Below are 25,087 nucleotides of genomic sequence, written 5' to 3' on the forward strand. Positions count from 1 at the left end.
TTTGGGTGCTTTTTTTTGTTTCAATTTTAGATAAGAAATTAATTCAACTATTTTTGTAGGCAACATTACAACTCATGAGCCAAGATATTAGTAAAAGATACGCACAAAGAGGAGTTTCGGCTTCTAAAGAAGACGTACATAATGCCATTAAAAATATTGATAAAGGTCTTTTTCCAAAGGCATTTTGCAAAATTGTGCCAGATTATTTAACCAATCACGAGGATTATTGTCTCATCATGCATGCCGATGGTGCAGGTACAAAATCTTCTTTGGCCTATATGTATTGGAAAGAAACAGGTGATTTGTCAGTTTGGAAAGGCATCGCTCAAGATGCATTAATCATGAACATCGATGACCTACTATGCGTAGGCGCAACAGATAATATCATGCTGTCTTCTACCATCGGAAGAAATAAAAATTTAATCACGGGCGAAGTAATTTCAGCTATCATAAATGGTACAGAAGAATTAATCACAGATTTAAAATCTCATGGCGTAACCATACACTCTACTGGTGGAGAAACTGCAGATGTTGGAGATTTAGTTCGTACAATAATTGTAGATTCAACGGTTACTGCGCGTATGAAACGTAGTGATGTTATTGATAACGCAAATATAAAAGCAGGAGATGTAATCGTTGGGTTAGAAAGTTTTGGCCAAGCAACTTATGAAACCGAATATAACGGCGGAATGGGAAGTAATGGTTTAACCTCTGCGCGACATGATGTGTTTCACAACTATTTATCAGAAAAATATCCTGAAAGTTTTGATGCAGCAGTTCCGAGTGACTTAGTATATTCGGGTAATACAAAATTGACAGATTCAGTAAAAAATTCGCCAATAGATGCTGGTAAATTGGTTTTGTCGCCGACACGTACTTATGCGCCAATCATTAAAAAAATACTTTCAAAATATAATTCTGAAACCATTCATGGAATGGTGCATTGTTCTGGAGGCGCACAAACAAAAATCCTTCATTTTATAGATAATCTCCATATTGTAAAAGATAATATGTTTAGCGTTCCGCCGTTATTCAAATTAATACAAGAACAATCTAAAACGGACTGGAAAGAAATGTATCAAGTCTTTAATTGTGGTCATCGTATGGAAATTTATATAGATTCTGAAATTGCCGAAGATATTATTTTAATTTCAAAGTCTTTTAATGTTGATGCAAAAATTATAGGTAGAGTAGAAGCTTCTGACACCAAAAAGCTCACAATTAAAAGCAAGTACGGTACGTTTGAATATTAATTATTTATGAATAAATTTTTTGCAATAATACTTTGTATCGTTGTTGCAGGCACGTTTACAAATCGCATTACAGCTCAGCCAGACTATCTTTTTTTAAATCCTGTTGAAGACAAAACCAAAGATTTTGGATGGAAAACCAACAAACTAATTGGGCTATACTTTAATCAAGTTTCTTTTACGAATTGGAATGCAGGTGGAGCAAATTCTATATCAGCTATTTTTAACGGTACAGCCTCAGCCAATTATAAAAATGAAAAACTATTTTGGAATTCTGCATTTAACGTAAAGTTTGGAGTCAACAAACAAGAGCGTGAGCCTTTAAGAAAAACTGAAGATGCAGTTTCTATTATTTCTAATTTTGGATATGCTAAAAACAAAAAAAGCAACTGGTTTTATTCGAGTAAATTTAGTTTAAACACACAATTTGCCGAAGGTTTTAATAACCCAGATAATCCGCCAATTTCAAGTTTTATGGCACCTGGATATTTGTTTTTAGGTGCTGGTTTAGAGTACGGAAGACATATAGAGAAGCTTTCTTTTTACGCATCACCAATTACGCTTAAAGGTACATTTGTTTTAAACCAAAGGCTTGCGGATGCTGGTGCGTTTGGTATACAACCTGCCATTTATGATATGGATGGAAATATTGTAAAGGAAGGTGAAAACGTAAGAACGGAGTTTGGTATTTTAATTACAAATCAGTACCAACATCAAATATTCGAAAATGTAAATGTTAATAGTTTAGCGCGGTTGTATTCCGATTATCTTCATAATTTTGGAAATATAGATATAGAATGGGAAGTAAATTTCGATTTTAAAGTCAATAAATTTATCAGTGCTATTTTAGGGTCGCATTTGCGTTATGACGATGATATTAAAGTTGAAGTCACTCAAAATGAAATCACAAACGAAACTATCGTCGTTGAAGGTCCAAAATTACAATGGAAACAGTTACTAGGTATAGGATTTGTTTTAAATCTTGATGAGCTAAAAAACAGTAACGAAGCGCTTAACTAAACCTGAGTCACGTAGCCGTAATCTTCAAGTTGGTTGAGGTTTTTTATTAAAAAGGTGCTGTCATTATTTAGGAGATAAAGCTCATCAGTTATCTCTATGACGTCCTTGTATTTATGGTCAGTAAGAATAATGATTTTCTTATTTTTAACCTCGTTAATTAATGCTTTCACATCATCAATAAGTATTGGAGAAATGCCATTAAATGGTTCGTCTAGAAACACAAGGTCCTTATCACATTTTAATACCAAATAAGTTTCAATAAAACGACGCTCGCCACCAGAAAGTTTACCAAATTTATGGTTTTTGTAAGCTGAAAAGTTTTTGTACTTGTCTGAAAAATTGATCCAGTCAATTTTAAATAATTTGAATAATTTTCCAATTTTTAAATTTCTTGGGACAAAATCGTATTGTGGTAAATACATTACATTCTTGGCGAGGTAAAGTGGTTTTAAAATTGGTTTTTTATCTATTCTAACGAGTTTGTATTTTGGTTTTAAATTTCCAAAAGCAATATCTAGAAGACTTGATTTTCCACAACCGTTTCTACCTAAAATTCCAGTTACTTTTCCAGTTTCTGCTTTCAGGTAAATTCCATTTAAGATTTTTTTGCTTTTAAAGTAAAGTTCTACATTATCAATTTCAAAAATCATTAGAGTAATTTTTAGTCATTTAGTCTTATTTAAATTCTTTAAATACAGTTAAAAATACAATTGTAAAAATGCTATCAATTAAATAAATATAAGTGAAGAGTCTCAGTGGAGATATCCCTAAATTTTTATAAAAAGTTAATTTTCTGCGTTGCGCTGTTTCGTGGACGTAATACCACGCAAAAACAGTGAGAAATAATTTTGTAATTAAGCCAGGAACAATATGTGGGCTTAAAAAAGCCATGATAGTGTTAGCAATTATAGACCAAGCCACAAAGGGTTTGTAAAATGCAAGTATAGCTAGGAATCGATGCATATAAACTATTAACGATGTTTATATATTTTTATTTTTTGAACCCAGAAAACACTACACAAAATTGATTATTTATCGTATTTTTATCGCCCAATTAAAGTGATAGATGTTAGAGAAAATTCAAATAGTAAAGCAACGTTTCGATGAGATTAACGACCTTATAATTCAGCCCGATATTATAGCGGACCAAAAGCGTTACGTACAGCTCACTAAAGAATATAAAGACCTTAAAAAAATTGTAGATAAAGGCGAAGTTTATAAAGAACTTACCGAAAATATTGCCGAAGCTGAAGAAATTATCAATGATGGCTCTGATGCCGAAATGGTAGAAATGGCAAAGATGCAGCTAGAGGAATCCAAAGAGCAATTACCAGCTTTAGAAGAACAAATAAGGTTTATGCTTATACCAAAAGACCCAGACGATGCTAAAAACGTTGTGGTCGAAGTAAGAGCCGGAACTGGTGGAGACGAAGCTAGTATCTTTGCAGGTGATTTGTACCGTATGTATACCAAATTTTGTAGTACAAAAGGTTGGTCAGTTGATGTAGTAAGTACTAGCGAAGGAACATCTGGAGGTTTCAAAGAAATTATTTTTGAAGTTTCTGGAGAAGATGTTTACGGTACCATGAAATTTGAAGCTGGTGTACACCGAGTACAACGTGTGCCACAAACCGAAACCCAAGGTCGTGTACACACGAGTGCGGCAACCGTTATGGTATTACCAGAAGCTGAAGAATTTGATGTAGAATTAGACATGACCGAAGTACGTATTGAGCGCACCACATCAACTGGTCCAGGTGGTCAGTCGGTAAACACAACATATTCTGCAATTAAGTTACATCACGAACCAACAGGAATGATTGTAAGTTGCCAAGACCAAAAATCATCTCATAAAAACTTAGAAAAAGCGTTAAAGGTTTTACGTTCGCGTTTATACGAAATTGAGCTTGCCAAAAAACAAGCTGCAGATTCTGAGAAAAGAAAAAGTATGGTTAGTTCTGGTGACCGTAGTGCAAAAATTAGAACGTATAATTATCCGCAAGGACGTGTTACAGATCATAGAATTAATTTAACCTTATACGATTTATCAAACATCATTGATGGTGATATTCAAAAAATAATTGACGAATTAATGTTAGCAGAAAATACAGAGTTATTAAAAGCTAACGACGACGTCATCTAAATATTCAGCCTCTTTTTGAGGCTTTTTTAATACAAACAGTTTTCTCCCTCGGAGGATTAAGGAAGCTTATGACAACACAGCAATTAATTTCAGAAATAAAAAGAAAAAAATCCTTTCTATGCATTGGCTTAGATGTCGATTTAAATAAAATTCCGAAGTATTTATTAGAAAAAGAAGACCCAATTTTTGCCTTTAATAAAGCTATTATTGATGCAACACACCATCTATGTGTCGCTTATAAACCAAACACAGCATTTTATGAAGCCTATGGTATCAAAGGTTGGCAAGCTTTAGAAAAAACGATAAATTATCTTAACAAAAATCACCCTGAAATTTACACTATTGCAGATGCTAAACGAGGCGATATAGGTAATACAAGCAGTATGTACGCCAAAGCTTTTTTTGAAGATTTAGGTTTTGATAGTGTCACCGTGGCGCCTTACATGGGCAAAGATTCGGTTGAGCCATTTTTAGCTTTTCAAGATAAACATACCATTTTGTTGGCATTGACATCTAATAAAGGTGCGTTTGATTTTCAGACAAAAATTGTAGACGGAACTGAGTTGTATAAAGAAGTTTTAAAAACTTCAAAAACTTGGGAGAATTCTAGAAATCTTATGTATGTTGTAGGTGCCACAAAAGCTGAATATTTAGCTGAAATTAGAAATATTATTCCAGATAGTTTTTTGTTAGTTCCAGGAGTTGGCGCTCAAGGCGGAAATCTGCAAGACGTTTGTAAATATGGGATGACAAAAAATATAGGTTTGTTGATTAATTCTTCTAGAGGAATCATTTACGCTTCTCAAGATGAAAATTTTGCTGAAGCAGCGGCTAAAAAGGCAGAAGAATTACAAGGGCAAATGAAACAAATTCTTCAATTTTAAAACACTTGTCATGCTGAGTTGGACTCTTACCATTTTATTATGATTTATAAAGACCAACTTAATAGAGAATTAAACCTTATAGAAACACCAAAACGAATCGTCTCGTTGGTGCCGTCACAAACTGAATTATTGGTAGATTTAGGTTTAGAGACTTTAATTATTGGTATTACCAAGTTCTGCATTCACCCAAAACATCTTCGCAAAGAAAAGACCGTTGTTGGCGGAACAAAATCTATTCATATTGAAAAAATCAAAGCTTTAAAACCAGATATTATTCTTTGTAATAAAGAGGAAAACAGTTTGGAGATTGTTGAGGGTATAGAAGGTATTGCGCCAGTTCATATCAGCGATATTTATAATCTCGATGATGCGTTTGAATTAATAAAAATGTATGGCGAGCTATTTCAGGTTGAAGTGAAATCTGAAGCATTAATTTCAAAAATCAAAAGTGAGCGAAAGCAATTCAAATTAAAAACTAAAAATCAACCAAAACTTAAAGCGGCCTATTTTATTTGGAGAAAACCTTGGATGGTCGCTGGTTCAAATACATTTATCAATGCAATGCTACTTGAAGCTAATTATACAAATGTATTTTCTGGTTTACAGCGTTACCCTGAAATAGATTTAGACGATAAAAATCTTCAAAAAGCTAAAATAATATTCTTGTCTAGTGAGCCTTATCCTTTTAAAGAAAAACACATTGATGAGCTTCAAACTAAATTTTTAGATAAAAAAATTATTCTCGTTAATGGAGAATTATTTTCTTGGTATGGCAGTCGATTACAATTTGCGTTTAAATATTTTAAAACGCTTAGTATTTAAGTAGAATGCACAAAAAAATCTCTTTCTAAAAACTTAAGCTGATTCAAACGATGTAATACTTGTAAAGCTTTAAATTCTGCAATATCACTTAGTTCGTGATTAGTTTGCTTAAAGTTGTAAGCTTCTTCTACAAGTCTTAAGTAACGTTTTTTAAGCTTCTGCTTTTTCTTAATAAGTTTTGATGGATTAGTCACTTTTGGTTAAAATTAGGTCATTAAATATACGTAAAATATTGAATATCAATCTTGAAGCGAAAAAACTTTTTTTAGTAAATCCGTAGTTCTTGATGATATTTGAGTTCTTATTTCTTTTTCTTCAAGGGCAATCATAGTATAAACACCATTTAAAGCCTCAGTAGTAACATATTGCGTTAAATCTGGATTAACATTAGATGTAAACGGAATCTGGTTATATTTATTTATAAGATTTTCCCATATGCGGTCAGCACCGACTTTACTTAAAGAATTGTCTATAATTGGTTTAAATGCGTTATACAATGCTGTTTCTGTTCTGTTTGTTAAATATTGTGTTGCTGCGTCATTATTTCCTAATAAAATATTCTTAGCGTCATTAAATGTTATGCCTTTTACGGCATCAACAAAAATAGGTGTTGCTGTTTTTACTGCATCTTCAGCAGCTCTGTTAAGTACTTTTAAACCTTCATCTGCTAAATTTCCAAGTCCAATATCTCTTAACGTTTTATCTACTTTTTGTAATTCTTCCGGTAATAAGATTTTTACCAATTCATTTTTAAAAAAACCATCTTTGGCTGTTAATTTGCTAACTTGTTTGTCTATACCAAAATCAAGAGCTTGCCTTAAGCCCATAGCAATATCGGCATTGCTAATTGTATTTTGTGGCAACTGATTTACAACTTGTTGAAGTTCTGCACATGATAGTGCGGTAATTAATGTAAATAAAATGAGAAGCTTTTTTTTCATAAGCGGTTGTAAATAAGTTTTATAATTAACCAAATATAATTAGATTGTTGGCGTTATGTGGTCATTAAAACTATAAATTATTGACTCATTTAAATTTATAAATTTCACTTTAGCATGGTATTTGATTTTTGTGCCATAATATTTATAAGAATGAAAAATTTAAAACTTAGCCTGTTTCTTTTCGTGTGTTTTACTCTGTGCTATTCAATTAATGCCCAGATAGAGGTTTCTGAAATTTTACAAGAATCTAAAATTGTACAAACAGAATCTAATAAACTTTACTTTGTAGATTTTTGGGCTACTTGGTGTGGTCCTTGTGTGTATTCAAAAAAAATACTCACTGTTTTACAACAACAATATCCAAGAGATTTTCACGCTATTTCAATTTCTGAGGAAAATCCAGAATTGGTTGAGCGCTTTATAAAAAAGAATCCAACACTATTGACTAGTGTGGTTGATAATGATGGTGCAACTTTTAAAAAATTCGAGGTAAAAGCATTGCCACAAGGCATATTATTTAATGCGAAAGGTGAAAAGCTCTGGGAAGGACATCCATCAGACTTGAAATCGAATTTGCTCAACAGATTTCTAAAAGAAAACAGTGTAAGAAAGCCACTCAAGAGATTTTTAAAAATTGTTAAATCTAAGGCCGAAATCACTAAAGATTATTTGCCAAAAAAGGATTTAGAAATTAAAGAAAGTAATAACTGCTTATCTGAATTAGAAATTATGACTTTAACAACGCATATAAAATTAGAAGGAAGTCTGAAGCAAATTCTGGGGCATTTGTCTAAAATAAATGAAAAGCAAATTCAGATTTCTGATAATTTAAATAAAAATTATTCCATATACATAGACAGATTTTTACTGAAGGCTGAAAACGGTATTGATTATAAAATATTAGATAAACTAGGTCTTTCAGTTAATAAAAGTACGATTGAAGCTGATGCCCTGATTTTAAAAATAAAGAACGCCAATTTTTGGGATACTAATCAAATAGATTGGGGAGATAATGATTCTAATTTTTTGGTTAGCGACACAGATATTTCAGCCGATAATGTAAGTTTAAAGGACTTGACGTATCAAATATCTAAAGTTTTAAATATTCCAATAATAATTACTGGTAATAATAAGCAAATTTATGATTTGCACGATTGGCAATTACATTACAAATACTTTGAGTTCATGGAAAATAACCTTGAAGAATATGGCATAAAGCTAAAAAAAGAAAACACAGAAATTCCACAATACATTATAACAAAAAAAGCACCTTAAAAGGTGCTTTTCTATTTTAAAAAAAATGAGTATTAGTTAGAGTTAATAACTCTAAACTCTGTTCTTCTATTTCTTCTGTGTTGTGCTTCAGTACACTCAACACCATTAGAACATCTGTTTGTTAATCTTGTTTCTCCAAAACCTCTAGATGTTAATCTGCTTCTAGAGATTCCTTTCGATACTAAATAGTTAACTACAGAATTAGCTCTTTGTTGAGATAACGATTGGTTAAATGCATCGTTTCCTCTAGAATCCGTGTGACTTCTAATTTCCACGCTTACATTACTGTCGTTCATTATTGGTAAAATAGTTTCGTCAATAACGGTTCTAGATGCTGGTGTTAAACGAGCGCTTCCTAATTCATAAAAAATTGGTAATACAGTAGGGTCTAGTAACTCGCAATCAACTTCTTCCCAAGAAGAAATACCACCTTTTTTGTCTAAAACAGTTCTTGTTATTGTTTCACTTTTTGAAGCTACTGTGCTTGGTACAGTTCTCGCTGGAGTATCAACAACTTGTCTTGTAATTGTTTTGTACTCAGCAGGAATTTCAATTTCTCTCATGCTTGCTGGTGTCTTGACGACACGCTTTGTATAGGTAGCATCACGACCAGGAACTGGTTCGCTAGTAGTAGAAGCATCCGCAGCTAAAGTTGTAAAGTTAACTGTTCTAGATTGTGCAGGATACTCAACAAAACAAGCAGCCACACAGTCATCTTTATTTACTGATGGACAATCTTCAAGAATCTTATACTCCCAACCAGAAGTTTTTGGATAAGTCTCATAAGTGTTACTAGATGTACCAAAAGTTGCTGGCACAACATTTAATTTAGATGTAGCTTCTCTTTTTTGATAAGATACTTCTACAGTTTCGTAAACAGCAGGTACATACTCGTAACGTTTGCTAGCCTCTTTTACTAAAACTCTTTCTTCTACAGTTTTAAATGTTGCTGGTTGCACTGTTAAAGTAGTGTATTCTGGTGAAGATTGAAATGTTTCTGTTACTTCTTTAAATGTATCTTTTGTAATACATTTAACATAACATTTTCCTGGCGTTGGGTTTGATGGTAGGTCTTGAGCATAGGTAAATAATGCGCTTGCTAAAAAGCAGACCAATAATAGCTTTTGTTTCATAAATAAATTTTTGGTTAGTGGTTATTAATTAATTACAATACTTTAAAACTTAAAACCTTGATTTTTAATTTAAAGCGAAATACAAAGATATAAAAATTTAACAAAATTTTTAGATTTTAAAATGAATTAAGTCTTTTGCTTGTTTGAAGCTATTTAAATTAAACATTTCATAACAAAAGCTAAAGATTTTTATATTTTCAGTAAATTTGCACCTCTAAAAAGCAAACATTTTACGAATGGAACAAGTCGCACCCTACAAGCCAATACATAAAATACGTATAGTAACCGCAGCATCACTCTTCGATGGGCATGATGCAGCTATTAATATCATGCGCCGTATCATACAATCAACAGGTGTTGAGGTCATTCATTTGGGCCATGACCGAAGTGTAGAAGAGGTAGTAAATACTGCCATACAAGAAGATGCTAATGCCATTGCAATGACTTCTTACCAAGGTGGTCATAACGAATACTTTAAGTACATGTACGACCTTTTGAAAGAAAAAGGAGCAGAACATATAAAAATCTTTGGCGGCGGCGGCGGCGTAATTCTTCCCGAAGAGATTAAAGAGTTAATGGATTACGGTATTACGCGTATCTATTCTCCAGATGATGGTCGAGAGCTTGGTCTTCAAGGTATGATTAATGATTTGGTTGAAAAATCTGATTTTGCTATCGGAGATAGTTTAAATGGTGAAGTCAAAAAACTTCAGAATAAAAACCCTAAAGATATTGCTAGAGTTATTTCCTCAGCTGAAAATTTTCCTGAAGTAGCAAAAGATGCTTTAAAATATATTGAAGAAAAAAATAAAACATCAAAAACACCTGTTCTTGGAATCACAGGAACTGGAGGTGCAGGAAAATCCTCTTTAGTAGATGAATTGGTAAGACGTTTTCTCATAGATTTTCCTGAAAAAACAATAGGTCTTGTTTCTGTTGACCCTTCTAAACGTAAAACAGGTGGTGCGCTTTTAGGTGATAGAATTCGTATGAATGCCATTAACTCACCACGAGTGTATATGCGCAGTTTGGCGACACGTCAGTCTAATTTGGCATTATCAAAATATGTAAATGAAGCTATTGAGGTTTTAAAAGCTGCTGAATATGATTTAATCATTCTAGAAACTTCAGGTATTGGTCAGTCTGATACCGAAATTATGGAGCACAGTGATGTTGCTTTATATGTAATGACGCCAGAGTTTGGTGCTGCCACGCAACTTGAAAAAATCGACATGTTAGATTTTGCTGATTTAGTTGCTATAAATAAGTTCGATAAAAGAGGTGCTTTAGATGCTTTGCGCGATGTAAAGAAACAATACATGCGTAACAACAATCTTTGGGATGTGCATCAAGACGATTTACCTGTATTTGGGACAATTGCTTCTCAATTTAACGACCCAGGAATGAATACGCTTTACAAATCCATAATGGATAAAATTGTAGAGAAAACAGATACAGATTTAAAATCGACTTTCGAGATTTCTAAAGAAATGAGCGAGAAGATTTTTGTCATTCCACCCAATCGTACACGTTACCTTTCTGAAATTGCTGAGAGTAATCGTGCTTATGACCAAACCGCTTTAACGCAAGTTGAAGTCGCTCAGAAATTATATGGAATTTTTAAAACGATTAGTTCTGTAGCTAATGTCACCTTAAGCGCAGTCGAAAGGTCTTTCATTGGAAAATTAGGCTTAAATGAAGATGAGATTCTGAAACAAGTTCAGAATGACAACGAAAAAGAATTTATAAATCTTCTTATTAAAGAATTCGACCGCGTAAAACTGAATCTCGACCCATACAATTGGGAAGTCATTATAGGTTGGGACGAAAAAGTAAATCGCTATAAAAATCCAATCTATTCCTTTAAAGTTAGAGATAAGGAGATAAAAATTGAAACACATACAGAATCGCTGTCACATACGCAGATTCCTAAAGTAGCGCTTCCAAAGTATTCTGCTTGGGGCGATATTTTAAGATGGACGTTGCAAGAAAATGTTCCAGGTGAGTTTCCGTATACTTCAGGGCTATATCCGTTTAAACGTACCGGCGAAGACCCAACACGTATGTTTGCTGGTGAAGGTGGTCCAGAGCGTACAAATAGACGTTTTCACTATGTAAGTCTAGGTATGCCTGCAAAGCGTCTATCAACGGCTTTTGATAGTGTAACTTTATACGGAAACGACCCAGATTACAGACCAGATATTTATGGTAAAATTGGTAATGCCGGTGTATCTATCTGTTGTCTAGACGATGCAAAGAAATTGTATTCTGGTTTCAACCTAGCAGACCCAATGACATCTGTCAGTATGACTATTAATGGCCCTGCACCGATGTTACTTGGCTTTTTTATGAATGCAGCCATTGACCAACAATGCGAAATTTACATTAAAGAAAACGGTTTAGAAAAAGAAGTTGAAAATAAAATCGCTTCAATCTATAAAGGTAAATTTAGACCAAGCTATAATGGCAATCTGCCAGAAGGTAACGATGGTTTGGGCTTAATGCTTTTAGGTGTTACTGGCGACCAAGTCTTACCTGCAGACGTTTATGAAGATATAAAAGCTAAAACTATTGCTCAAGTTAGGGGAACAGTACAGGCAGATATTCTTAAAGAAGACCAAGCGCAAAATACTTGTATTTTTTCAACAGAATTTGCGTTGCGTTTAATGGGCGATGTTCAAGAGTATTTTATAGATAATGCTGTTCGTAATTTTTATTCAGTATCTATTTCTGGTTATCATATTGCTGAAGCTGGTGCAAATCCAATCACACAATTGGCATTGACGCTTTCTAATGGATTTACTTATGTTGAGTATTACCTAAGTCGCGGCATGGATATTAATAAGTTTGGGCCAAACTTATCCTTTTTCTTCTCAAACGGAATTGATCCAGAATATGCTGTAATTGGCCGTGTCGCAAGACGTATTTGGGCAAAGGCACTAAAGCATAAATACAACGCTAATTCAAGAGCGCAAATGTTGAAATACCACATTCAGACTTCAGGACGTAGTTTACATGCTCAGGAGATTGATTTTAATGATATCCGTACAACCCTTCAGGCGTTATATGCTATTTACGACAACTGTAATTCGTTACATACTAATGCGTATGATGAGGCGATTACAACACCTACGGAAGAGTCTGTTCGTCGTGCCATGGCTATTCAGTTAATTATAAATAAGGAATTAGGTTTAGCTAAAAATGAAAACCCAATCCAAGGTGCTTTTATTATTGAAGAATTAACCGATTTAGTTGAAGAAGCTGTGCTGTTAGAATTCGATAGAATAACAGAACGCGGAGGTGTTTTAGGTGCAATGGAAACCATGTACCAACGTAGTAAAATACAAGAAGAAAGTTTGTACTATGAAACCTTGAAGCATAATGGTGAATTTCCAATAATTGGCGTAAATACATTTTTAAGTAGTAAAGGTTCTCCAACAGTCCAACCAGCTGAAGTTATTAGAGCTACGGAAGAAGAGAAGGAGTTTCAAATTCAAACACTAAAAAATTTACATGAAGCTCATGACACTTCAGAATTATTGAAAGATTTACAGCACAAAGCAGTGAACAATCAAAATATTTTTGAAGCTTTAATGGAAGTTAGTAAGGTGTGTTCTTTAGGTCAAATTACTTCAGCATTATTTGAAGTTGGTGGACAGTATCGAAGAAATATGTAATTATATATTAAATTTTTAAACAACCCATTTTTTGAATTTGCTTTGATGTTATTTGGAGTATTAATGGTAGGGATGAGTTATAAACTGCTTTTCTGTTTAAATTATCGGTTTTAAAGGTTTGAATGTTAAAGATTAAGTAAAGTTTTTTAAACACGACAAAAAGAACTATATTTGTGACAAATGTCGTTATTATGAAACCTTATAAATCTTCAGATGATATCAAAAGTTTAGCTTTAGAGCCAGAGTACTTTTATGGTTTAGAATCAAAGTACGATAAAATCATGAGTGTTTTGGGTGGTTCTTCAAACTTTGAGAATAACATAAGCAGCGATTTAGATTTGATTTCAATCAGCCGAAAAGGCTTACCAAAATCTGTAATTGTTACTATAAGTGAATTGTTAGGTATTTCCATGGAAAAAATGAGTGATTTAATTCATATATCTCATAGAACCATACAGCGTAAAAAACCTGAAGATTTGCTTAATGTGTACAGTACAGAGCAGATTTTAGAAATTGCAGAAGTAATTTCAAAAGGTGTTGAGGTATTTAATTCTATAGACATTTTTACAAAGTGGTTGCATCAAGAAATACGTTATTTAAACTACCAAAAACCCTTAGATTATTTAGATACTAGTTTTGGAACTAAAATGGTTTTAGATATTTTGGGTCGTGTTGAGCATGGTGTATATTCTTAATAATTATGAAATTATTTAGGATAGCAAAACAAAAATATATTAAAGATTTTTCGGGAGAAGGCGCCAAACTATATGGTGGCAGATGGAACAAAAGAGGAACACGTATGTTGTACTTTTCTACTAGTCTATCTTTATCTGTTTTGGAGACTCTAGTACATTTTAATCAAGAAAATGCACCTGATGATTTGTACTATGTAGAGATTGAAATTTCTAACAAATTAATTAACACCATTTCTAATTTTTCAAAATTAAAAGCCCATCTAAGAGACAATCCACCGCATTATTCCACTCAATTATTTGGTAGTAAATGGGCTGATAAAAAGCAAGATTTAGCATTAGCTGTGCCGTCAGCAATATTACTTTCAGAATCTAATATTATTGTCAATCCATTACATGATGCTTTTAGTAAAATAAAAACGATTAAAGTAAATAAGCTAGAGCTAGATGCTCGTCTTTTTGTTTCTAAACCTTAGATTTGCAAACAAATAACAATATGTCATTTAAAAAACTTCATCCTTTACTGAAAGCGTCTTTGGAACATAATAATATTGATAAAATATTACCTTTTCAAAAACAAATTTTACCAATCATTAAAAGTGGTGCTGATGCTTACATCATCGGGCAAAAAGGATTAGGAAAAACAACAGCTCTTATAATACATGTTATTAATAAGCTTAAGGCGGAAGCTTTTGAGGATTCGCCTCGAGCTTTAATTCTTGTCGAAAATCAAGAAAAGGTTAATGCTCTATACGATGAATTTTTAAAGTATACATCAAATACGGATTTGCGTGTTTATGCAGCTAGCGAAAAATACGATTTTGAGAAACAAAAAATAGCTATCTATTACGGACAAGATATTGTTATTGGAACACCAGCTTTTATTACCAAATTATATTTTCAAAATGCGATTCATCTAGGCCAAATTCAAGTTTTTGCTACAGATGATACAGACCATTTAAGCAAAAAAAATGCTTTTAACCATATACTTAGACTTACAGAAAGTATGGATAAATTTCAGTCAATAATTATTGCAGATGAGTGGAATAAGAGAATTGCTAATTTCCAAGACGGTTATATGGCAAATGCAAGAATGCTAAAGTTTAAAGAATAATCCTTGATTAGACTAGAGCGTCAACATCCAATGGTGCTGTAACTTTCTAAATTTTTTTAATTCTTTCTTAAGGATAGGCAAATAATCTGTACCGTTACTTTTTGTGTTTTCTAAACGTTTACAATTTTTATATAAACGGTAGGTCAATCGGTTAAGGCTCTCGATGTGTTTGTGTTTTTTTTCAGAATAACGTTCGCGCTCTGCATTAAGAATCTCTGGAGCTAAATGAGATGATTGTTGTATGATATCTCCTGTAAAGTAAATGTCGCTATTTTCAGTACCATCAATATTTAAAATACACAAATCATCACTCAGGTAAGTAGAAATACTTCTTGATAAAATAAAAATATCCATTGCTTTTTGATAAAGCGGAATATTTAAAAGATTTGATGGTATTGAATAATTCACTTAAATATCAATTTTACACGAATTTAGTGACTAGATTCATGTTTCTACTTTAGTATTTAAAGTAATTGCGTATTTTTACTTTAATTTGTATGTTAATTTTTGTAAAAAAGTTTAAATGAAAATAGATTCACTTAATTGGCAGATTTTGAAGTGTTTACAAGAAAATGCTCGTATGACAAATACCGATATAGGAAGGCGAGTAGGAGTTAGTTCTCCAGCTGTAGCCGAACGTATAAAAAAAATGGAAGACGCAGAAATTATCCAATCATATAGAACTATAATTTCACCTTTCGCTGCGGGATATCAACTTAAAGCTATCATTACACTTCGCGCTTTTATGGGTATGTTAAAACCATTTTTAGAAAAAGTAAAAACATACGATGAGGTTGTAAATTGTTATCGTATTACAGGAAACGAAAATATTGTAATGGAAGTCGTTTTAAAAAATCAATCGCACCTTGAAAAGTTTATAGACCAATTGATTGTTTATGGAGAAACAAAAACCCAAATAGTGTTATCTCATACTGTAAACCACAATGCAATAAAACCTTTAAAATAAATTTATTTTATTACAGTGTGTGGTACATTTTCTAAATTCCAATTTATAACAAGTCCACCAGCAAGACTTTCAGCAATTTATTTACCATATAAATATTCGCAGAGGTAAAGTGCAGCTTCAAAGGATTTGGCACCGCCAGCCGAGGTTATATATTTTCCATCATGTACAAAAAGAATATCTTTTCTAATGTCTAAATTTGGGTAGCGCTCACGCATTTTATTTATATCACTCGGAAATGTCGTAGATACTTTGTTTTGAAGCAAACCAGCTTCAGCCAAAACAAATGCTCCGTCACAGTGAGAGGTTACATATTTTGCTTCTTTGTCTACTCTCTTTACGAAGTCAATCATGGCTTTATCATCTAAATCAGTGTCCAAATGATGTTCTGCACTAGGCACTACTAAAATGTCAATCTTTGGTAAATCGTCGGATAAATAATTGAAATCTGACAAAATTTTTATGCCTTCAAAAGTTGTTATTGGCGCATCGGTATTTGCGACTGTAAATACGTTCATGGCTTTTATATTTTCTCTAAAGATGGTATGCTGAAAAATATCGTAAGGCGCAGTCAATTCTGTATTATAAGTGCCATCCATAATCAGAAATGCGACGTTATATCGGTTAGGTTCTAATTTTGGAAATTGCTTCTCTACAAAAGTATTTTCAGATTCTTTTTTTACTTCAGAATTTTGTTTTTCCCAAGTGTTGCAGCTAGATATGAATAGTGCAAAGATAATGATGCAAATTTTTCTCATATTCAATTTAATTAATTCGCCAAGGCGGATTATTCCTGTTTTTCCCAGCATGATAAATGATAAGTTCGTTGCCATCTGTATCGTTTAGTCTTGCTTCTTTCCATAGCCAACTTTGGTCGAGGATTTTGGTTTTAAATGCAATATCTTTCTCTTTAAGTTGATTTACGGTTTCTTCAACATTTTCAACTTCAAAATAAAGGACTATACCATTTCCTTTTGGTAACTCTTCAACTTTATGAATAGAAAATGTAGCTTCGCCATTTGGACATTCAAACCGCACGTACCTTGGTAAGGCATCAACAATCAATTTTAGTCCTAAAGTTTTATAAAACTTAGTGGCTTTTTCAACATTAATTGATGGTATGGTAACTTGATTGAGATTCATTATACAAGTTCTCCACTTTGTTTTAAAATTCGCCTTAAATATAACAAAAGTAAAACGCCTAAAATACCGAGCGTACACATAAAGTACCAGGTAAATTCATATCCAAAATAAGCCGACATTTGCAAACCTGCATTATGCGAAAATATACTAGCAATAGAAAAAGCCATAACGTACATTGCGAGGTATTCGCCTTGTTTTCCACGTTTAGAACGTTTCATTGCAAAAGCATTAGACATGGGGAAACCAATCATCTCGCCAACGGTCATCAATACAATCCCGAAGACAAGAATGCCAAGCCAAGGCGTTAAATTTAGTACTACAAAACTTAAAATAGTGAGTATTAGTCCAAACAGAGTCAAACCAATTTTTGTAAAGTTAGACTTTTCTAGCCAAGAAATTACAGGCATTTCAATGAGAAAAATGATTAATCCATTCAATCCTAAAAGATATCCAATTTCTGGTTCGGTTAAAGAATGAACATCCTTATAATACAATGGCATTGTAGAAAAATATTGCATAAAAATGAATGCAAAAAATACCATGGCTATAAAGAAAACCCAGTATGGTTTGTCCTTATTTACAGAGATTGGGTTGTCATTAATAATTTCGTCAACAGGTTTTGCTTTTCTGGGATTGAGTTTATTTATTAATAGTAATGTGGCCAAAATACATGTAATGCCATCAACCCAAAACAAACCGCTATAGCCAATATTTGCAATAATAAGTCCGCCAATAGCTGGTCCTGCTGAAAATCCTAAATTAATAGCAAGTCTAATTAATGTTACAGACCGTGTTTTGTTTTCAGGTTTACTGTAAACGCTCATGGCAACAAACATGGCAGGTCTAAAGGTATCTGCGACGACCATTACAATAAAAATTCCGACACATATTTGCGTAAACGTTCCCAAAAATTGTAAGGCAATAAATAAAAAACCTGTTGCAAGAAGGCTTCTTACCATAACCTTATAATAGCCAATTTTGTCTGTAAGCTTTCCTCCAAGCCATACACCAAATACCGAACCCAAACCAAAACAAGTCATTACCCAAGCGACGTTAGTCTGATTAATATCTAAATCGTCTCTTAAATAAAGAGTAAGAAACGGAATTATCATAGTGCCAGACCTGTTTATAAAAGTCATAAGTGCAAGCCACCAAACTTCGGGAGATAATCCTCTAAAGGTGTTTATGTAGTTGGTATAAAGTTTTTTCATAATGTTTTTAAAAGCAAAAAGTCTAACAAATAATGCTAGACTTTTTATGGTTTTGGTTAGTTAAATATAATTTACATCACAACACACAATAAGTCCGTCTTCTATATGTAGAAGTCTGTTTTTGTTGACATGTTGAAATGATAAAATTCATGTTTGTGTTGTACGATTTGTTTTCAAATCTATAAAAAAAAAGTATAAGTTGTATTTTTGAAATTCAAAATAATAGAAAATGAAATACTTTCTTCTTTTTTTAGCTTTTATTTCTTTTAATAGCTGTGCTCAGAAAAAACCAGCAACTATTGGCGAAACACCTTGGCAAATAAAGATGAATTCAGATTTTAAAGATGCGAGTAAATCGCCATTAAAACCCAAAGATTTAAAAACGTTTGAAGGTTTAGATTTTTTTAAATATGATGAATCGTTTAAAGTTAAAGCAAAATTAGAACGTACACCAAATGCCGAATGGTTTAATATGAAAACCACAACAAATCGTTTATCTAAAGAACGTGTTTTTGGTATCGCAACTTTTACTTTAAAAGGAAAAGAATATAAATTAAATATTTATCAGGGTGAGGATAACATGAATTCTGAAGAATATAAAGATTACCTGTTTTTACCTTTTTTAGACAATACCAATGGTGAAACATCTTATGCTGGCGGACGATATATAGGATTGTCTATTCCTAAAGGTGATACCATTACTATAGATTTTAATGAAGCCTATAATCCTTACTGTGCTTACAATAAAAAATATAGTTGCCCAATTGTACCAAGGATAAATTACTTAGATATAGACGTTGAAGCTGGTGTAAAAGCGTTTAAAAAGAAGTGATTACTTTACCAAATAAATTCCACCAAATACCGCCAAAAAGCCAACAATAAAACTTCCAATGGTATAAAGCGCAAAAGAGGTAAAGTCGCCCGATTTTAAAAACATATGGTTTTCATAAGCAAAAGTGGAAAAGGTTGTAAAACCGCCGCAAAACCCTGTAGCTAACAATAGTGTTTGCTGTTCGTTAAGTTGCTGTTTAATAAAAAGGCCAATGATTATTCCAATAAGAAAACTACCAATAATGTTAGCTAAAAATGTGCCATAAGGTATTCCCGTTTGGGAACTATTAAGCCACTTGCCAATTAAGTATCGTAAAACACTACCAATGCCACCACCTAAAAATACTAATAGTGCAGATTTCATTATTCTTTTATTGGGACGTAAATTTCGGTAATCCAATTTGCAGGGTTTGCCACTTCTCCTGGGTCGTTTTGGTAAATTTCAAAAGGTTTTAATTCACTTTGCTCAAGGTTATTTTGGGCAATATAATTCATCGTCGCTGACCACGCTTCTTGTAAATTGCTATAGTTTCCTGTTAAAGTTGTTTTTAATGCACGAGTCTTTGGAATAAACCCGCAAAGTACCTGAGAGCTTCCTGTAACAATAACTTTATTAGCTACTGGTATGGCTTGGCTCATTAAAATGCTTCCGTTTTCGGCGTTCATTTCTTCGTAAATTGTAAAGGGCATTCCTGCTTGCTGAATGTTATTACTTCCCATATAGCTTAAAATTTCGGCATATTGTTTGGCCATAATTTGGCTGATATTCGCATTATTAGCCGATGTGGTTTTATACATGTAAAAACCACCGCCGTACTCTGTAATACCATCAATTTTTATGTTGTAAGCCGTAATATCTTTTTGTATTTGTTGGTCTAAAAGCTCCAGACTTCTTTCGTATTGTGGACCAATCTGTTTTTCCATTCCGCCCATAAAAGCTAAATATGCTTTAAACATAAAGGGCAAGTCACTTCCAGAAATTTTCCAGCTTACTTTAGTAGTGCCATCTCCATTTGGTGTAAATGTCCAAATAACATCAGATTTAGGATAATCTCCAAATTGCATTTCTTGCGTAATCGATGTAAATGGTTTTGAATCAATGGTTCGCATAACACCAGTTTCTCCATCTTCTTCCCATGTATATGAGCCACCAATACCTTCAGTTTTTTCAGGTAACATTATTTTTATGTCTGGATTTTCTTCTTTCCAAGAATTCCAAGTTTCCCAATTTTCAAAATCAATAACATTATTATAGATAACTTCTGAAGGAGCATTAATAGTTCTACTGCGTTCAACCTCAAAGGAATTTGGCTGTACAGCAATGTAAATAGCGAGTCCAATAAATAAAATAAGTAGGAGAAAGAGTATGTATTTTAAGGCTTTCATACGTGGCTGATTTGAGTTACTCATCAAAGATAGTAATTTTATGGTATGTCTTTTAAATGTTACATTTGTGTACAACTAAAATTAAATCAAAAATGAAATTAAAATCAATATTAGGTATTGCTTTGGTGTCATCTCTATTGTTTTCTTGTGGAGATGATAAAGAAAAAAATCAGAATGAAGTTGCCGAGGCGCAATCAGAATTCGATTATAATGTAGAGCAGTTTGCTGACATTAAAATTTTGCGTTACCAAATTCCAGGTTGGGAAAACTTAACACTTAAAGAACAAAAATTGGTTTACTATTTAACGCAAGCTGGTTTAGCTGGTCGCGATATTATGTGGGACCAAAATTATAGACATAATTTAGCAATTAGAAGAGCCTTAGAAAATGTGTATACCAATTATTCTGGCGATAAAACCACAGATAATTGGAAAGCTTTTGAAGAATATTTAAAGCGTGTATGGTTTAGTAACGGTATTCATCACCATTACTCAAATGATAAGTTAAAGCCTGAATTTGATAAAGGCTATTTAAATACACTTCTTGCTGAAACTAGCACAAAATTAGACGGTAAGGCTTTCGATGTTATATTTAATGATGAAGATAGTAAAAAGGTAAACCAAGCCAAAGGTGTTGATAATGTCGCACTTTCTGCGGTAAATTTTTATGGGCCAAATGTTACTAATGCCGATGTTGAGAAATTTTATGCGGCAAAAAAATCCCCAAATCCAGACAAACCTTTATCGTTTGGTCTAAACTCGCAATTGGTTAAGGAAAATGGCGAATTAAAAGAGCGCGTTTACAAGTCTGGAGGACTTTACGGAAGTGCTATTGATAAAATTATAAATTGGTTAGAAAAAGCAAAATCTGTTGCGGAAAACGAAGCGCAAGGCAATGCAATAGGTTTATTAATTGATTACTATAAAACGGGCGATTTACAAACTTGGGACGATTATAATGTTGCATGGACAGCGGCTACCGAAGGTAATGTAGACTACATTAATAGTTTTATTGAAGTCTATAACGACCCATTAGGTTACCGCGGAAGTTATGAGACTATTGTACAAATCAACGATTTTGATATGTCTAAAAAAATGGCAGTATTGTCTGAAAATGCGCAGTGGTTCGAGGATAATTCCCCATTAATGGACGAACATAAAAAAGACAGCGTAGTAGGCGTTACTTACAAAGTCGTAACCGTTGCAGGTGAAGCTGGTGATGCATCGCCAAGTACTCCGATTGGCGTAAATTTACCAAATGCCAATTGGATTCGTAAAGAAGTTGGGAGTAAATCTGTTTCTCTAGGAAATATTATTAATGCATACAATAATGCTGGAAGCACGGGAAGACTAAAAGAATTTGTACATGATGAAGAGGAGTTAAAACTTGAAGAAGAATATGGACAAGTTGCAGACAAATTACACACTGCTCTACATGAAGTTATTGGTCATGCCTCAGGACAATTAAATCCTGGAGTAGGAGAAACTAAAGAAACCTTAAAAAACTATGCGTCTACTTTAGAAGAAGGCCGTGCAGATTTAGTAGGTTTATATTATTTGTACAGTCCAAAATTAGAAGAATTGGGCTTAGTTGACGATTGGGAAAAAGTAGGTAAGGCCGCTTTTGATGGGTATATCCGTAATGGTTTAATGACACAATTAATTAGATTAAATCTAGGTGATGATGTTGAAGAAGCACACATGCGAAATCGCCAATGGGTAAGCGCGTGGGCTTATGAAAAAGGAAAAGAAGACAACGTTATTGAAAAAGTAACTCGTAACGGAAAAACATATTTTAATATCAACGATTACGAAAAGTTACACGAATTATTTGGACAATTATTACGAGAAACTCAGCGCATAAAGTCCGAAGGTGATTACGCTGCTGTTGAAGCCTTAGTCGAAGGTTATGGTGTCAAAGTGGACCAAGATATTCATGCCGAAGTTTTGGAACGAAACAAACAGTTTACTTCTGCGCCTTATAGTGGTTTTGTAAATCCAGTTTTAGTTCCAGAGATGAATAAAAATGGTGAAATCATTTCCATAAAAGTAACTCAGCCAAAAGACTTTGCTGAACAGATGTTAGAGTACAGTAAAACTTATAGTTTTTTGCCTACAAAAAATTAAGAGTAAAAAAAGGTATAAAATAAAAAAAGGCGACCAATCGGTCGCCTTTTTTCTTGCGTCTCATCAAACTTCCCCCAAAATTTGATGAGATTTGCTTTGTAAACTAAAAACCAAAGCAAAAGCAAACAAACTATCATTACCCTTAAGATTTAGTTTTTTTCGGATATTTTTTCTGTGTGTCTCAATTGTTGATTTACTCAAATTCAATTGTTTTGCAATACCTGTGCTTTTTAATCCTTTAGATATTAGTAAAACTACCTGTGTTTCTCTATCGGTAAGTTTTTTTACCTTATCAAACATTTGATGTTTGCTTAAGGATTTAAGAGAAGACATTACCAGATTTATAGTTGTTTCATCTAAACAGATATTTCTAATCTTATCTAAAATATTAAAAAGTTGTTCGGTGTTTAGTTTTTCATCAGAATATGCAAGTTGTTCTAGTAGGATAATAATTTTTTTATGTGTGTCATGGCTTTTCATATTCGCAAAGTATATAGATATCTAGCGTTTAAAAATCCCCAATAAAGGGGATTTTTAACTGACCATTTTCCTTTAAAACCATCTTCCTATATTATACGAAAGTGTATTTGGAAAATTTCTAGCACGTTCTAAAGCTATATCTCTAGCAGCTTCAACCTGGCTTCGTTGTACATCTAATTCCATAAGTTTATATTCCCAAGGTCTGTCAGATAATTCTTTAGAGCGTTTTGAGATTTCTCTAAAAAGAGTTCTTACATCATTAAAGCACGCTGCATTTGGATTTACATTAATTAGTAATCTTGCAGCTTCATTAGCAGACTCTATATTTTGATTGGCACTCCAAATGTTTCGGGCTAGATTAAGTTTTTGTTTACAGTCGAAATCAATGTACGAAGCAAAATATGTCTTTAAAGGTCTTATAGTTTTGTCAACACATGTGCTTTCTGCAGGTACGTTACCCAAAATGGCAACAGCTTCTTCAAAATCATTAACTCGTGCAGCTTGATCAGCTTTTTTTATAATTACGCTACAGTTATTATTGTAATAGTCAATAATTTTTGTTTTTCCTTTTTCTATAAAAGCAGTAATTCTGGGATTTTTTGGTTTTAGTTGTCTTAAAGCCATAACAAAAGCCTTATTGTAATTAGAACCCACACCTTTAAGTTCAAAAGATTCGCTAGCAAAAAGATTTCCTCCTTCACCATCTCCGATATATAATGTCATATCTAAATTTAGTGCAACTCTTGGCGGCGCCGTTGGTAATACATCTTTTGTAAGTACAGTAACATTTGGCACAAGTATAAATCTTGAATTTGTGACATCATCAGAGATGCCATTTTCAGTAATTATTTTCCCGAGTTTGTTGATTAACATCCGTTTTGAAATCCCTGGAATATTTTCTGCTTGTTCTGGTACGTGAGCACCTAACAAAAGATACTGACTGTTTTGCTGAGCACTAGTAGTTACCATAACTGATAATAAAAATGCTAATAAGTATATTTTAATTTTCATTTTGTGTTTTTTTATTATTTACCTCCTAAAATTAAAGTGGCTCTTCCTAATCCTTTCATAACAATTTTATTAGGTATGTTATAAGGAGCACCATTGAGATATTTGGATAGATCTCTAATATAACGCCGTGCATCAATGGCTCTACCTTTATCGTTATAAAGCGGAATTCTGACTTGCTCAAACAAAGCCATGCTCTCAGTCATGTCTGTAGTGCTAAATCTCCCTTTTACGGTATTTGCGGCTAACCAGTCTTCTATTAGATATCCTAATTCTTCACCATCAAATTCAGATTCTAAATCTTCTTCCCAGTCGTTCCATGTTTGTACTCTTACGATAATTTCTCTTCCGTTCTCAAACATATCGTCGAAATGAGCTTGAAGTCGTTCTGTAAATCTATCCATATGTGATAATACGGCTTCTGACAACAACACTGGTATTTCTGCCGAAAATGATGGCGCTCCAGTACCTTCAGCAGATGCAATCTGTTTATCGGTATAACCATCTAAACCTTGAAGAATAAAATTTATTGACTTTTTTGGACCAGTTTTATTTACTGTCCATGTTAGTTGCATAATAATATCTGCTTTTGCGACTTTTTTTAATGCATCAATAGGACTTTCAGTAACACCAGCGCCAGAGTTTTTGGACGTTCTTAAATTGTCTTCTGCCTGGTTTGATGCTAATGACCTAATAGCGCTTTCCATATTTTTGAGAGGAAAACCTCTATCTGCCATGATACCATTAATTTGACTTATAACTTGTAACACTTCAGTATCATTTTGAAATGCCTTTTTATAATCTGGTATTTGCTCAATGGTACCTTGATTATCAAAGGTTTGAACATAACCGTTTTTTATGCACCAAGCATCACTTGGAACAACCATTAAAGTTGGTTTTTTTGCTTGAGCATTTGCTTTAATGCAGCTTATGCATAGAGTTATTATTAATAGCTTTATTATATTAAGTTTCATTTGTGTTTGTTTT

Annotated in this window: 25 protein-coding genes and 1 pseudogene; 13 read left to right on the plus strand and 13 right to left on the minus strand. The window is 33.1% G+C overall.

Annotated features, from left to right (window positions below; all coding sequences use genetic code 11):
• Window positions 1-74 precede the first annotated feature (74 nt).
• Window positions 75-1,253, plus strand: coding sequence for an AIR synthase related protein (locus ACFQ1Q_RS12190; protein ID WP_386131875.1), 1,179 nt, complete (start codon window positions 75-77; stop codon window positions 1,251-1,253).
• Between the two features lie 6 nt (window positions 1,254-1,259).
• A complete protein-coding gene (locus ACFQ1Q_RS12195; protein WP_386131878.1) occupies window positions 1,260-2,270 on the plus strand; it encodes a DUF3078 domain-containing protein in 1,011 nt (336 codons plus the stop codon).
• On the opposite strand, the gene ACFQ1Q_RS12200 is transcribed toward ACFQ1Q_RS12195, so the two are convergent.
• The gene (locus ACFQ1Q_RS12200) at window positions 2,267-2,920 is read right to left on the minus strand and encodes an ATP-binding cassette domain-containing protein (RefSeq protein WP_386131881.1); all 654 of its coding nucleotides are present in this window, start codon (window positions 2,918-2,920) and stop codon (window positions 2,267-2,269) included. The two genes, ACFQ1Q_RS12195 and ACFQ1Q_RS12200, sit on opposite strands and share 4 nt — an antisense overlap.
• Before the next feature lie 416 nt (window positions 2,921-3,336).
• On the opposite strand from ACFQ1Q_RS12200, the gene prfA reads away from it, so the two are divergent.
• The 3 genes from prfA to ACFQ1Q_RS12215 all read left to right on the plus strand — a co-directional run bounded on the left by prfA (window position 3,337) and on the right by ACFQ1Q_RS12215 (window position 6,119).
• The gene (gene prfA / locus ACFQ1Q_RS12205) at window positions 3,337-4,413 is read left to right on the plus strand and encodes a peptide chain release factor 1 (RefSeq protein WP_386131883.1); all 1,077 of its coding nucleotides are present in this window, start codon (window positions 3,337-3,339) and stop codon (window positions 4,411-4,413) included.
• A 68-nt stretch (window positions 4,414-4,481) separates the two neighbouring features.
• Window positions 4,482-5,297, plus strand: a complete 816-nt coding sequence (pyrF, locus tag ACFQ1Q_RS12210; protein WP_386131886.1) for an orotidine-5'-phosphate decarboxylase — start codon at window positions 4,482-4,484, stop codon at window positions 5,295-5,297.
• A gap of 39 nt (window positions 5,298-5,336) precedes the next feature.
• Window positions 5,337-6,119 carry an ABC transporter substrate-binding protein gene (locus ACFQ1Q_RS12215; RefSeq protein ID WP_386131889.1) on the plus strand — a complete coding sequence of 261 codons (783 nt, stop codon included), beginning with the start codon at window positions 5,337-5,339 and terminating at the stop codon, window positions 6,117-6,119.
• Here the strand turns inward: ACFQ1Q_RS12215 and ACFQ1Q_RS12220 are convergent.
• Both ACFQ1Q_RS12220 and ACFQ1Q_RS12225 read right to left on the minus strand, forming a co-directional pair.
• Window positions 6,116-6,313: a Lacal_2735 family protein gene (locus ACFQ1Q_RS12220; RefSeq protein WP_386131892.1), complete on the minus strand. Its 198-nt coding sequence runs from the start codon at window positions 6,311-6,313 to the stop codon at window positions 6,116-6,118. The two genes, ACFQ1Q_RS12215 and ACFQ1Q_RS12220, sit on opposite strands and share 4 nt — an antisense overlap.
• Before the next feature lie 45 nt (window positions 6,314-6,358).
• Window positions 6,359-7,060, minus strand: a complete 702-nt coding sequence (locus ACFQ1Q_RS12225; RefSeq protein ID WP_386131894.1) for a DUF4197 domain-containing protein — start codon at window positions 7,058-7,060, stop codon at window positions 6,359-6,361.
• A gap of 150 nt (window positions 7,061-7,210) precedes the next feature.
• Here ACFQ1Q_RS12225 and ACFQ1Q_RS12230 point away from each other — a divergent pair, with 150 nt between their 5' ends.
• Window positions 7,211-8,335: a TlpA family protein disulfide reductase gene (locus tag ACFQ1Q_RS12230; RefSeq protein ID WP_386131897.1), complete on the plus strand. Its 1,125-nt coding sequence runs from the start codon at window positions 7,211-7,213 to the stop codon at window positions 8,333-8,335.
• A gap of 32 nt (window positions 8,336-8,367) precedes the next feature.
• On the opposite strand, the gene ACFQ1Q_RS12235 is transcribed toward ACFQ1Q_RS12230, so the two are convergent.
• Window positions 8,368-9,468, minus strand: a complete 1,101-nt coding sequence (locus tag ACFQ1Q_RS12235; RefSeq protein ID WP_386131900.1) for an OmpA family protein — start codon at window positions 9,466-9,468, stop codon at window positions 8,368-8,370.
• Window positions 9,469-9,704: 236 nt separating this feature from the next.
• Here ACFQ1Q_RS12235 and ACFQ1Q_RS12240 point away from each other — a divergent pair, with 236 nt between their 5' ends.
• The 4 genes from ACFQ1Q_RS12240 to ACFQ1Q_RS12255 all read left to right on the plus strand — a co-directional run bounded on the left by ACFQ1Q_RS12240 (window position 9,705) and on the right by ACFQ1Q_RS12255 (window position 14,951).
• On the plus strand, window positions 9,705-13,145 hold the full coding sequence (locus ACFQ1Q_RS12240; RefSeq protein WP_386131903.1) for a methylmalonyl-CoA mutase family protein: 3,441 nt from the start codon (window positions 9,705-9,707) through the stop codon (window positions 13,143-13,145).
• A 191-nt stretch (window positions 13,146-13,336) separates the two neighbouring features.
• Complete coding sequence (parS, locus tag ACFQ1Q_RS12245) at window positions 13,337-13,840, plus strand: type II RES/Xre toxin-antitoxin system antitoxin (protein ID WP_386131906.1); 504 nt, start codon at window positions 13,337-13,339, stop codon at window positions 13,838-13,840.
• 5 nt (window positions 13,841-13,845) lie between these two features.
• Window positions 13,846-14,313: an RES family NAD+ phosphorylase gene (locus tag ACFQ1Q_RS12250; protein ID WP_386131909.1), complete on the plus strand. Its 468-nt coding sequence runs from the start codon at window positions 13,846-13,848 to the stop codon at window positions 14,311-14,313.
• 20 nt (window positions 14,314-14,333) lie between these two features.
• A complete protein-coding gene (locus tag ACFQ1Q_RS12255) occupies window positions 14,334-14,951 on the plus strand; it encodes a DEAD/DEAH box helicase (RefSeq protein ID WP_386131912.1) in 618 nt (205 codons plus the stop codon).
• Window positions 14,952-14,963: 12 nt separating this feature from the next.
• Here ACFQ1Q_RS12255 and ACFQ1Q_RS12260 read toward each other — a convergent pair whose 3' ends face one another.
• A complete protein-coding gene (locus ACFQ1Q_RS12260; RefSeq protein ID WP_386131915.1) occupies window positions 14,964-15,359 on the minus strand; it encodes a hypothetical protein in 396 nt (131 codons plus the stop codon).
• Between the two features lie 115 nt (window positions 15,360-15,474).
• On the opposite strand from ACFQ1Q_RS12260, the gene ACFQ1Q_RS12265 reads away from it, so the two are divergent.
• Window positions 15,475-15,918: an Lrp/AsnC family transcriptional regulator gene (locus tag ACFQ1Q_RS12265; RefSeq protein ID WP_386131918.1), complete on the plus strand. Its 444-nt coding sequence runs from the start codon at window positions 15,475-15,477 to the stop codon at window positions 15,916-15,918.
• Between the two features lie 2 nt (window positions 15,919-15,920).
• Here the strand turns inward: ACFQ1Q_RS12265 and ACFQ1Q_RS12270 are convergent.
• The 3 genes and pseudogenes from ACFQ1Q_RS12270 to ACFQ1Q_RS12280 form a co-directional block, all read right to left on the minus strand.
• Window positions 15,921-16,673 (minus strand): annotated as a pseudogene (locus ACFQ1Q_RS12270) (DJ-1/PfpI family protein).
• A gap of 7 nt (window positions 16,674-16,680) precedes the next feature.
• The gene (locus ACFQ1Q_RS12275) at window positions 16,681-17,058 is read right to left on the minus strand and encodes a VOC family protein (protein WP_386131921.1); all 378 of its coding nucleotides are present in this window, start codon (window positions 17,056-17,058) and stop codon (window positions 16,681-16,683) included.
• Complete coding sequence (locus ACFQ1Q_RS12280) at window positions 17,058-18,269, minus strand: MDR family MFS transporter (RefSeq protein ID WP_386131924.1); 1,212 nt, start codon at window positions 18,267-18,269, stop codon at window positions 17,058-17,060. The genes ACFQ1Q_RS12275 and ACFQ1Q_RS12280 overlap by 1 nt, the downstream gene beginning before the upstream one ends.
• 229 nt (window positions 18,270-18,498) lie before the next feature.
• Between ACFQ1Q_RS12280 and ACFQ1Q_RS12285 the strand changes: the two genes are divergently transcribed.
• Complete coding sequence (locus ACFQ1Q_RS12285) at window positions 18,499-19,101, plus strand: DUF1684 domain-containing protein (RefSeq protein WP_386131927.1); 603 nt, start codon at window positions 18,499-18,501, stop codon at window positions 19,099-19,101.
• Here the strand turns inward: ACFQ1Q_RS12285 and crcB are convergent, their stop codons facing one another.
• Both crcB and ACFQ1Q_RS12295 read right to left on the minus strand, forming a co-directional pair.
• Window positions 19,102-19,464, minus strand: coding sequence for a fluoride efflux transporter CrcB (crcB, locus tag ACFQ1Q_RS12290; protein WP_386131930.1), 363 nt, complete (start codon window positions 19,462-19,464; stop codon window positions 19,102-19,104).
• Entirely contained in the window at window positions 19,464-20,510 is a 1,047-nt protein-coding gene (locus ACFQ1Q_RS12295) for an SRPBCC family protein (protein WP_386131932.1), read from the minus strand. Before ACFQ1Q_RS12295 ends, crcB begins: the two co-directional genes overlap by 1 nt.
• Window positions 20,511-20,578: 68 nt before the next feature.
• Between ACFQ1Q_RS12295 and ACFQ1Q_RS12300 the strand changes: the two genes are divergently transcribed.
• Entirely contained in the window at window positions 20,579-22,612 is a 2,034-nt protein-coding gene (locus ACFQ1Q_RS12300; RefSeq protein WP_386131935.1) for a dipeptidyl-peptidase 3 family protein, read from the plus strand.
• A gap of 63 nt (window positions 22,613-22,675) precedes the next feature.
• Here the strand turns inward: ACFQ1Q_RS12300 and ACFQ1Q_RS12305 are convergent, their stop codons facing one another.
• The 3 genes from ACFQ1Q_RS12305 to ACFQ1Q_RS12315 form a co-directional block, all read right to left on the minus strand.
• Complete coding sequence (locus ACFQ1Q_RS12305) at window positions 22,676-23,092, minus strand: helix-turn-helix transcriptional regulator (protein WP_386131938.1); 417 nt, start codon at window positions 23,090-23,092, stop codon at window positions 22,676-22,678.
• A 72-nt stretch (window positions 23,093-23,164) separates the two neighbouring features.
• Window positions 23,165-24,103, minus strand: coding sequence for a hypothetical protein (locus ACFQ1Q_RS12310; RefSeq protein ID WP_386131941.1), 939 nt, complete (start codon window positions 24,101-24,103; stop codon window positions 23,165-23,167).
• 14 nt (window positions 24,104-24,117) lie between these two features.
• Window positions 24,118-25,074, minus strand: a complete 957-nt coding sequence (locus ACFQ1Q_RS12315; protein ID WP_386131944.1) for a DUF6175 family protein — start codon at window positions 25,072-25,074, stop codon at window positions 24,118-24,120.
• Window positions 25,075-25,087: the final 13 nt, after the last annotated feature.

The organism is Winogradskyella litorisediminis (assembly GCF_042675765.1).
GTDB classification, from domain to species: Bacteria; Bacteroidota; Bacteroidia; order Flavobacteriales; family Flavobacteriaceae; genus Winogradskyella; species Winogradskyella litorisediminis.

Excerpts from the sequence above, each read along its gene's own strand:
- ACFQ1Q_RS12190 (WP_386131875.1), top strand. The coding sequence starts at position 75 with ATGAGCCAAGATATTAGTAAAAGATACGCACAAAGAGGAGTTTCGGCT.
- ACFQ1Q_RS12195 (WP_386131878.1), top strand. The coding sequence starts at position 1,260 with ATGAATAAATTTTTTGCAATAATACTTTGTATCGTTGTTGCAGGCACG.
- ACFQ1Q_RS12200 (WP_386131881.1), bottom strand. The coding sequence starts at position 2,920 with ATGATTTTTGAAATTGATAATGTAGAACTTTACTTTAAAAGCAAAAAA.
- prfA (WP_386131883.1), top strand. The coding sequence starts at position 3,337 with ATGTTAGAGAAAATTCAAATAGTAAAGCAACGTTTCGATGAGATTAAC.
- pyrF (WP_386131886.1), top strand. The coding sequence starts at position 4,482 with ATGACAACACAGCAATTAATTTCAGAAATAAAAAGAAAAAAATCCTTT.
- ACFQ1Q_RS12215 (WP_386131889.1), top strand. The coding sequence starts at position 5,337 with ATGATTTATAAAGACCAACTTAATAGAGAATTAAACCTTATAGAAACA.
- ACFQ1Q_RS12225 (WP_386131894.1), bottom strand. The coding sequence starts at position 7,060 with ATGAAAAAAAAGCTTCTCATTTTATTTACATTAATTACCGCACTATCA.
- ACFQ1Q_RS12230 (WP_386131897.1), top strand. The coding sequence starts at position 7,211 with ATGAAAAATTTAAAACTTAGCCTGTTTCTTTTCGTGTGTTTTACTCTG.
- ACFQ1Q_RS12235 (WP_386131900.1), bottom strand. The coding sequence starts at position 9,468 with ATGAAACAAAAGCTATTATTGGTCTGCTTTTTAGCAAGCGCATTATTT.
- ACFQ1Q_RS12240 (WP_386131903.1), top strand. The coding sequence starts at position 9,705 with ATGGAACAAGTCGCACCCTACAAGCCAATACATAAAATACGTATAGTA.
- parS (WP_386131906.1), top strand. The coding sequence starts at position 13,337 with ATGAAACCTTATAAATCTTCAGATGATATCAAAAGTTTAGCTTTAGAG.
- ACFQ1Q_RS12250 (WP_386131909.1), top strand. The coding sequence starts at position 13,846 with ATGAAATTATTTAGGATAGCAAAACAAAAATATATTAAAGATTTTTCG.
- ACFQ1Q_RS12255 (WP_386131912.1), top strand. The coding sequence starts at position 14,334 with ATGTCATTTAAAAAACTTCATCCTTTACTGAAAGCGTCTTTGGAACAT.
- ACFQ1Q_RS12265 (WP_386131918.1), top strand. The coding sequence starts at position 15,475 with ATGAAAATAGATTCACTTAATTGGCAGATTTTGAAGTGTTTACAAGAA.
- ACFQ1Q_RS12275 (WP_386131921.1), bottom strand. The coding sequence starts at position 17,058 with ATGAATCTCAATCAAGTTACCATACCATCAATTAATGTTGAAAAAGCC.
- ACFQ1Q_RS12280 (WP_386131924.1), bottom strand. The coding sequence starts at position 18,269 with ATGAAAAAACTTTATACCAACTACATAAACACCTTTAGAGGATTATCT.
- ACFQ1Q_RS12285 (WP_386131927.1), top strand. The coding sequence starts at position 18,499 with ATGAAATACTTTCTTCTTTTTTTAGCTTTTATTTCTTTTAATAGCTGT.
- crcB (WP_386131930.1), bottom strand. The coding sequence starts at position 19,464 with ATGAAATCTGCACTATTAGTATTTTTAGGTGGTGGCATTGGTAGTGTT.
- ACFQ1Q_RS12295 (WP_386131932.1), bottom strand. The coding sequence starts at position 20,510 with ATGAGTAACTCAAATCAGCCACGTATGAAAGCCTTAAAATACATACTC.
- ACFQ1Q_RS12300 (WP_386131935.1), top strand. The coding sequence starts at position 20,579 with ATGAAATTAAAATCAATATTAGGTATTGCTTTGGTGTCATCTCTATTG.
- ACFQ1Q_RS12305 (WP_386131938.1), bottom strand. The coding sequence starts at position 23,092 with ATGAAAAGCCATGACACACATAAAAAAATTATTATCCTACTAGAACAA.
- ACFQ1Q_RS12310 (WP_386131941.1), bottom strand. The coding sequence starts at position 24,103 with ATGAAAATTAAAATATACTTATTAGCATTTTTATTATCAGTTATGGTA.
- ACFQ1Q_RS12315 (WP_386131944.1), bottom strand. The coding sequence starts at position 25,074 with ATGAAACTTAATATAATAAAGCTATTAATAATAACTCTATGCATAAGC.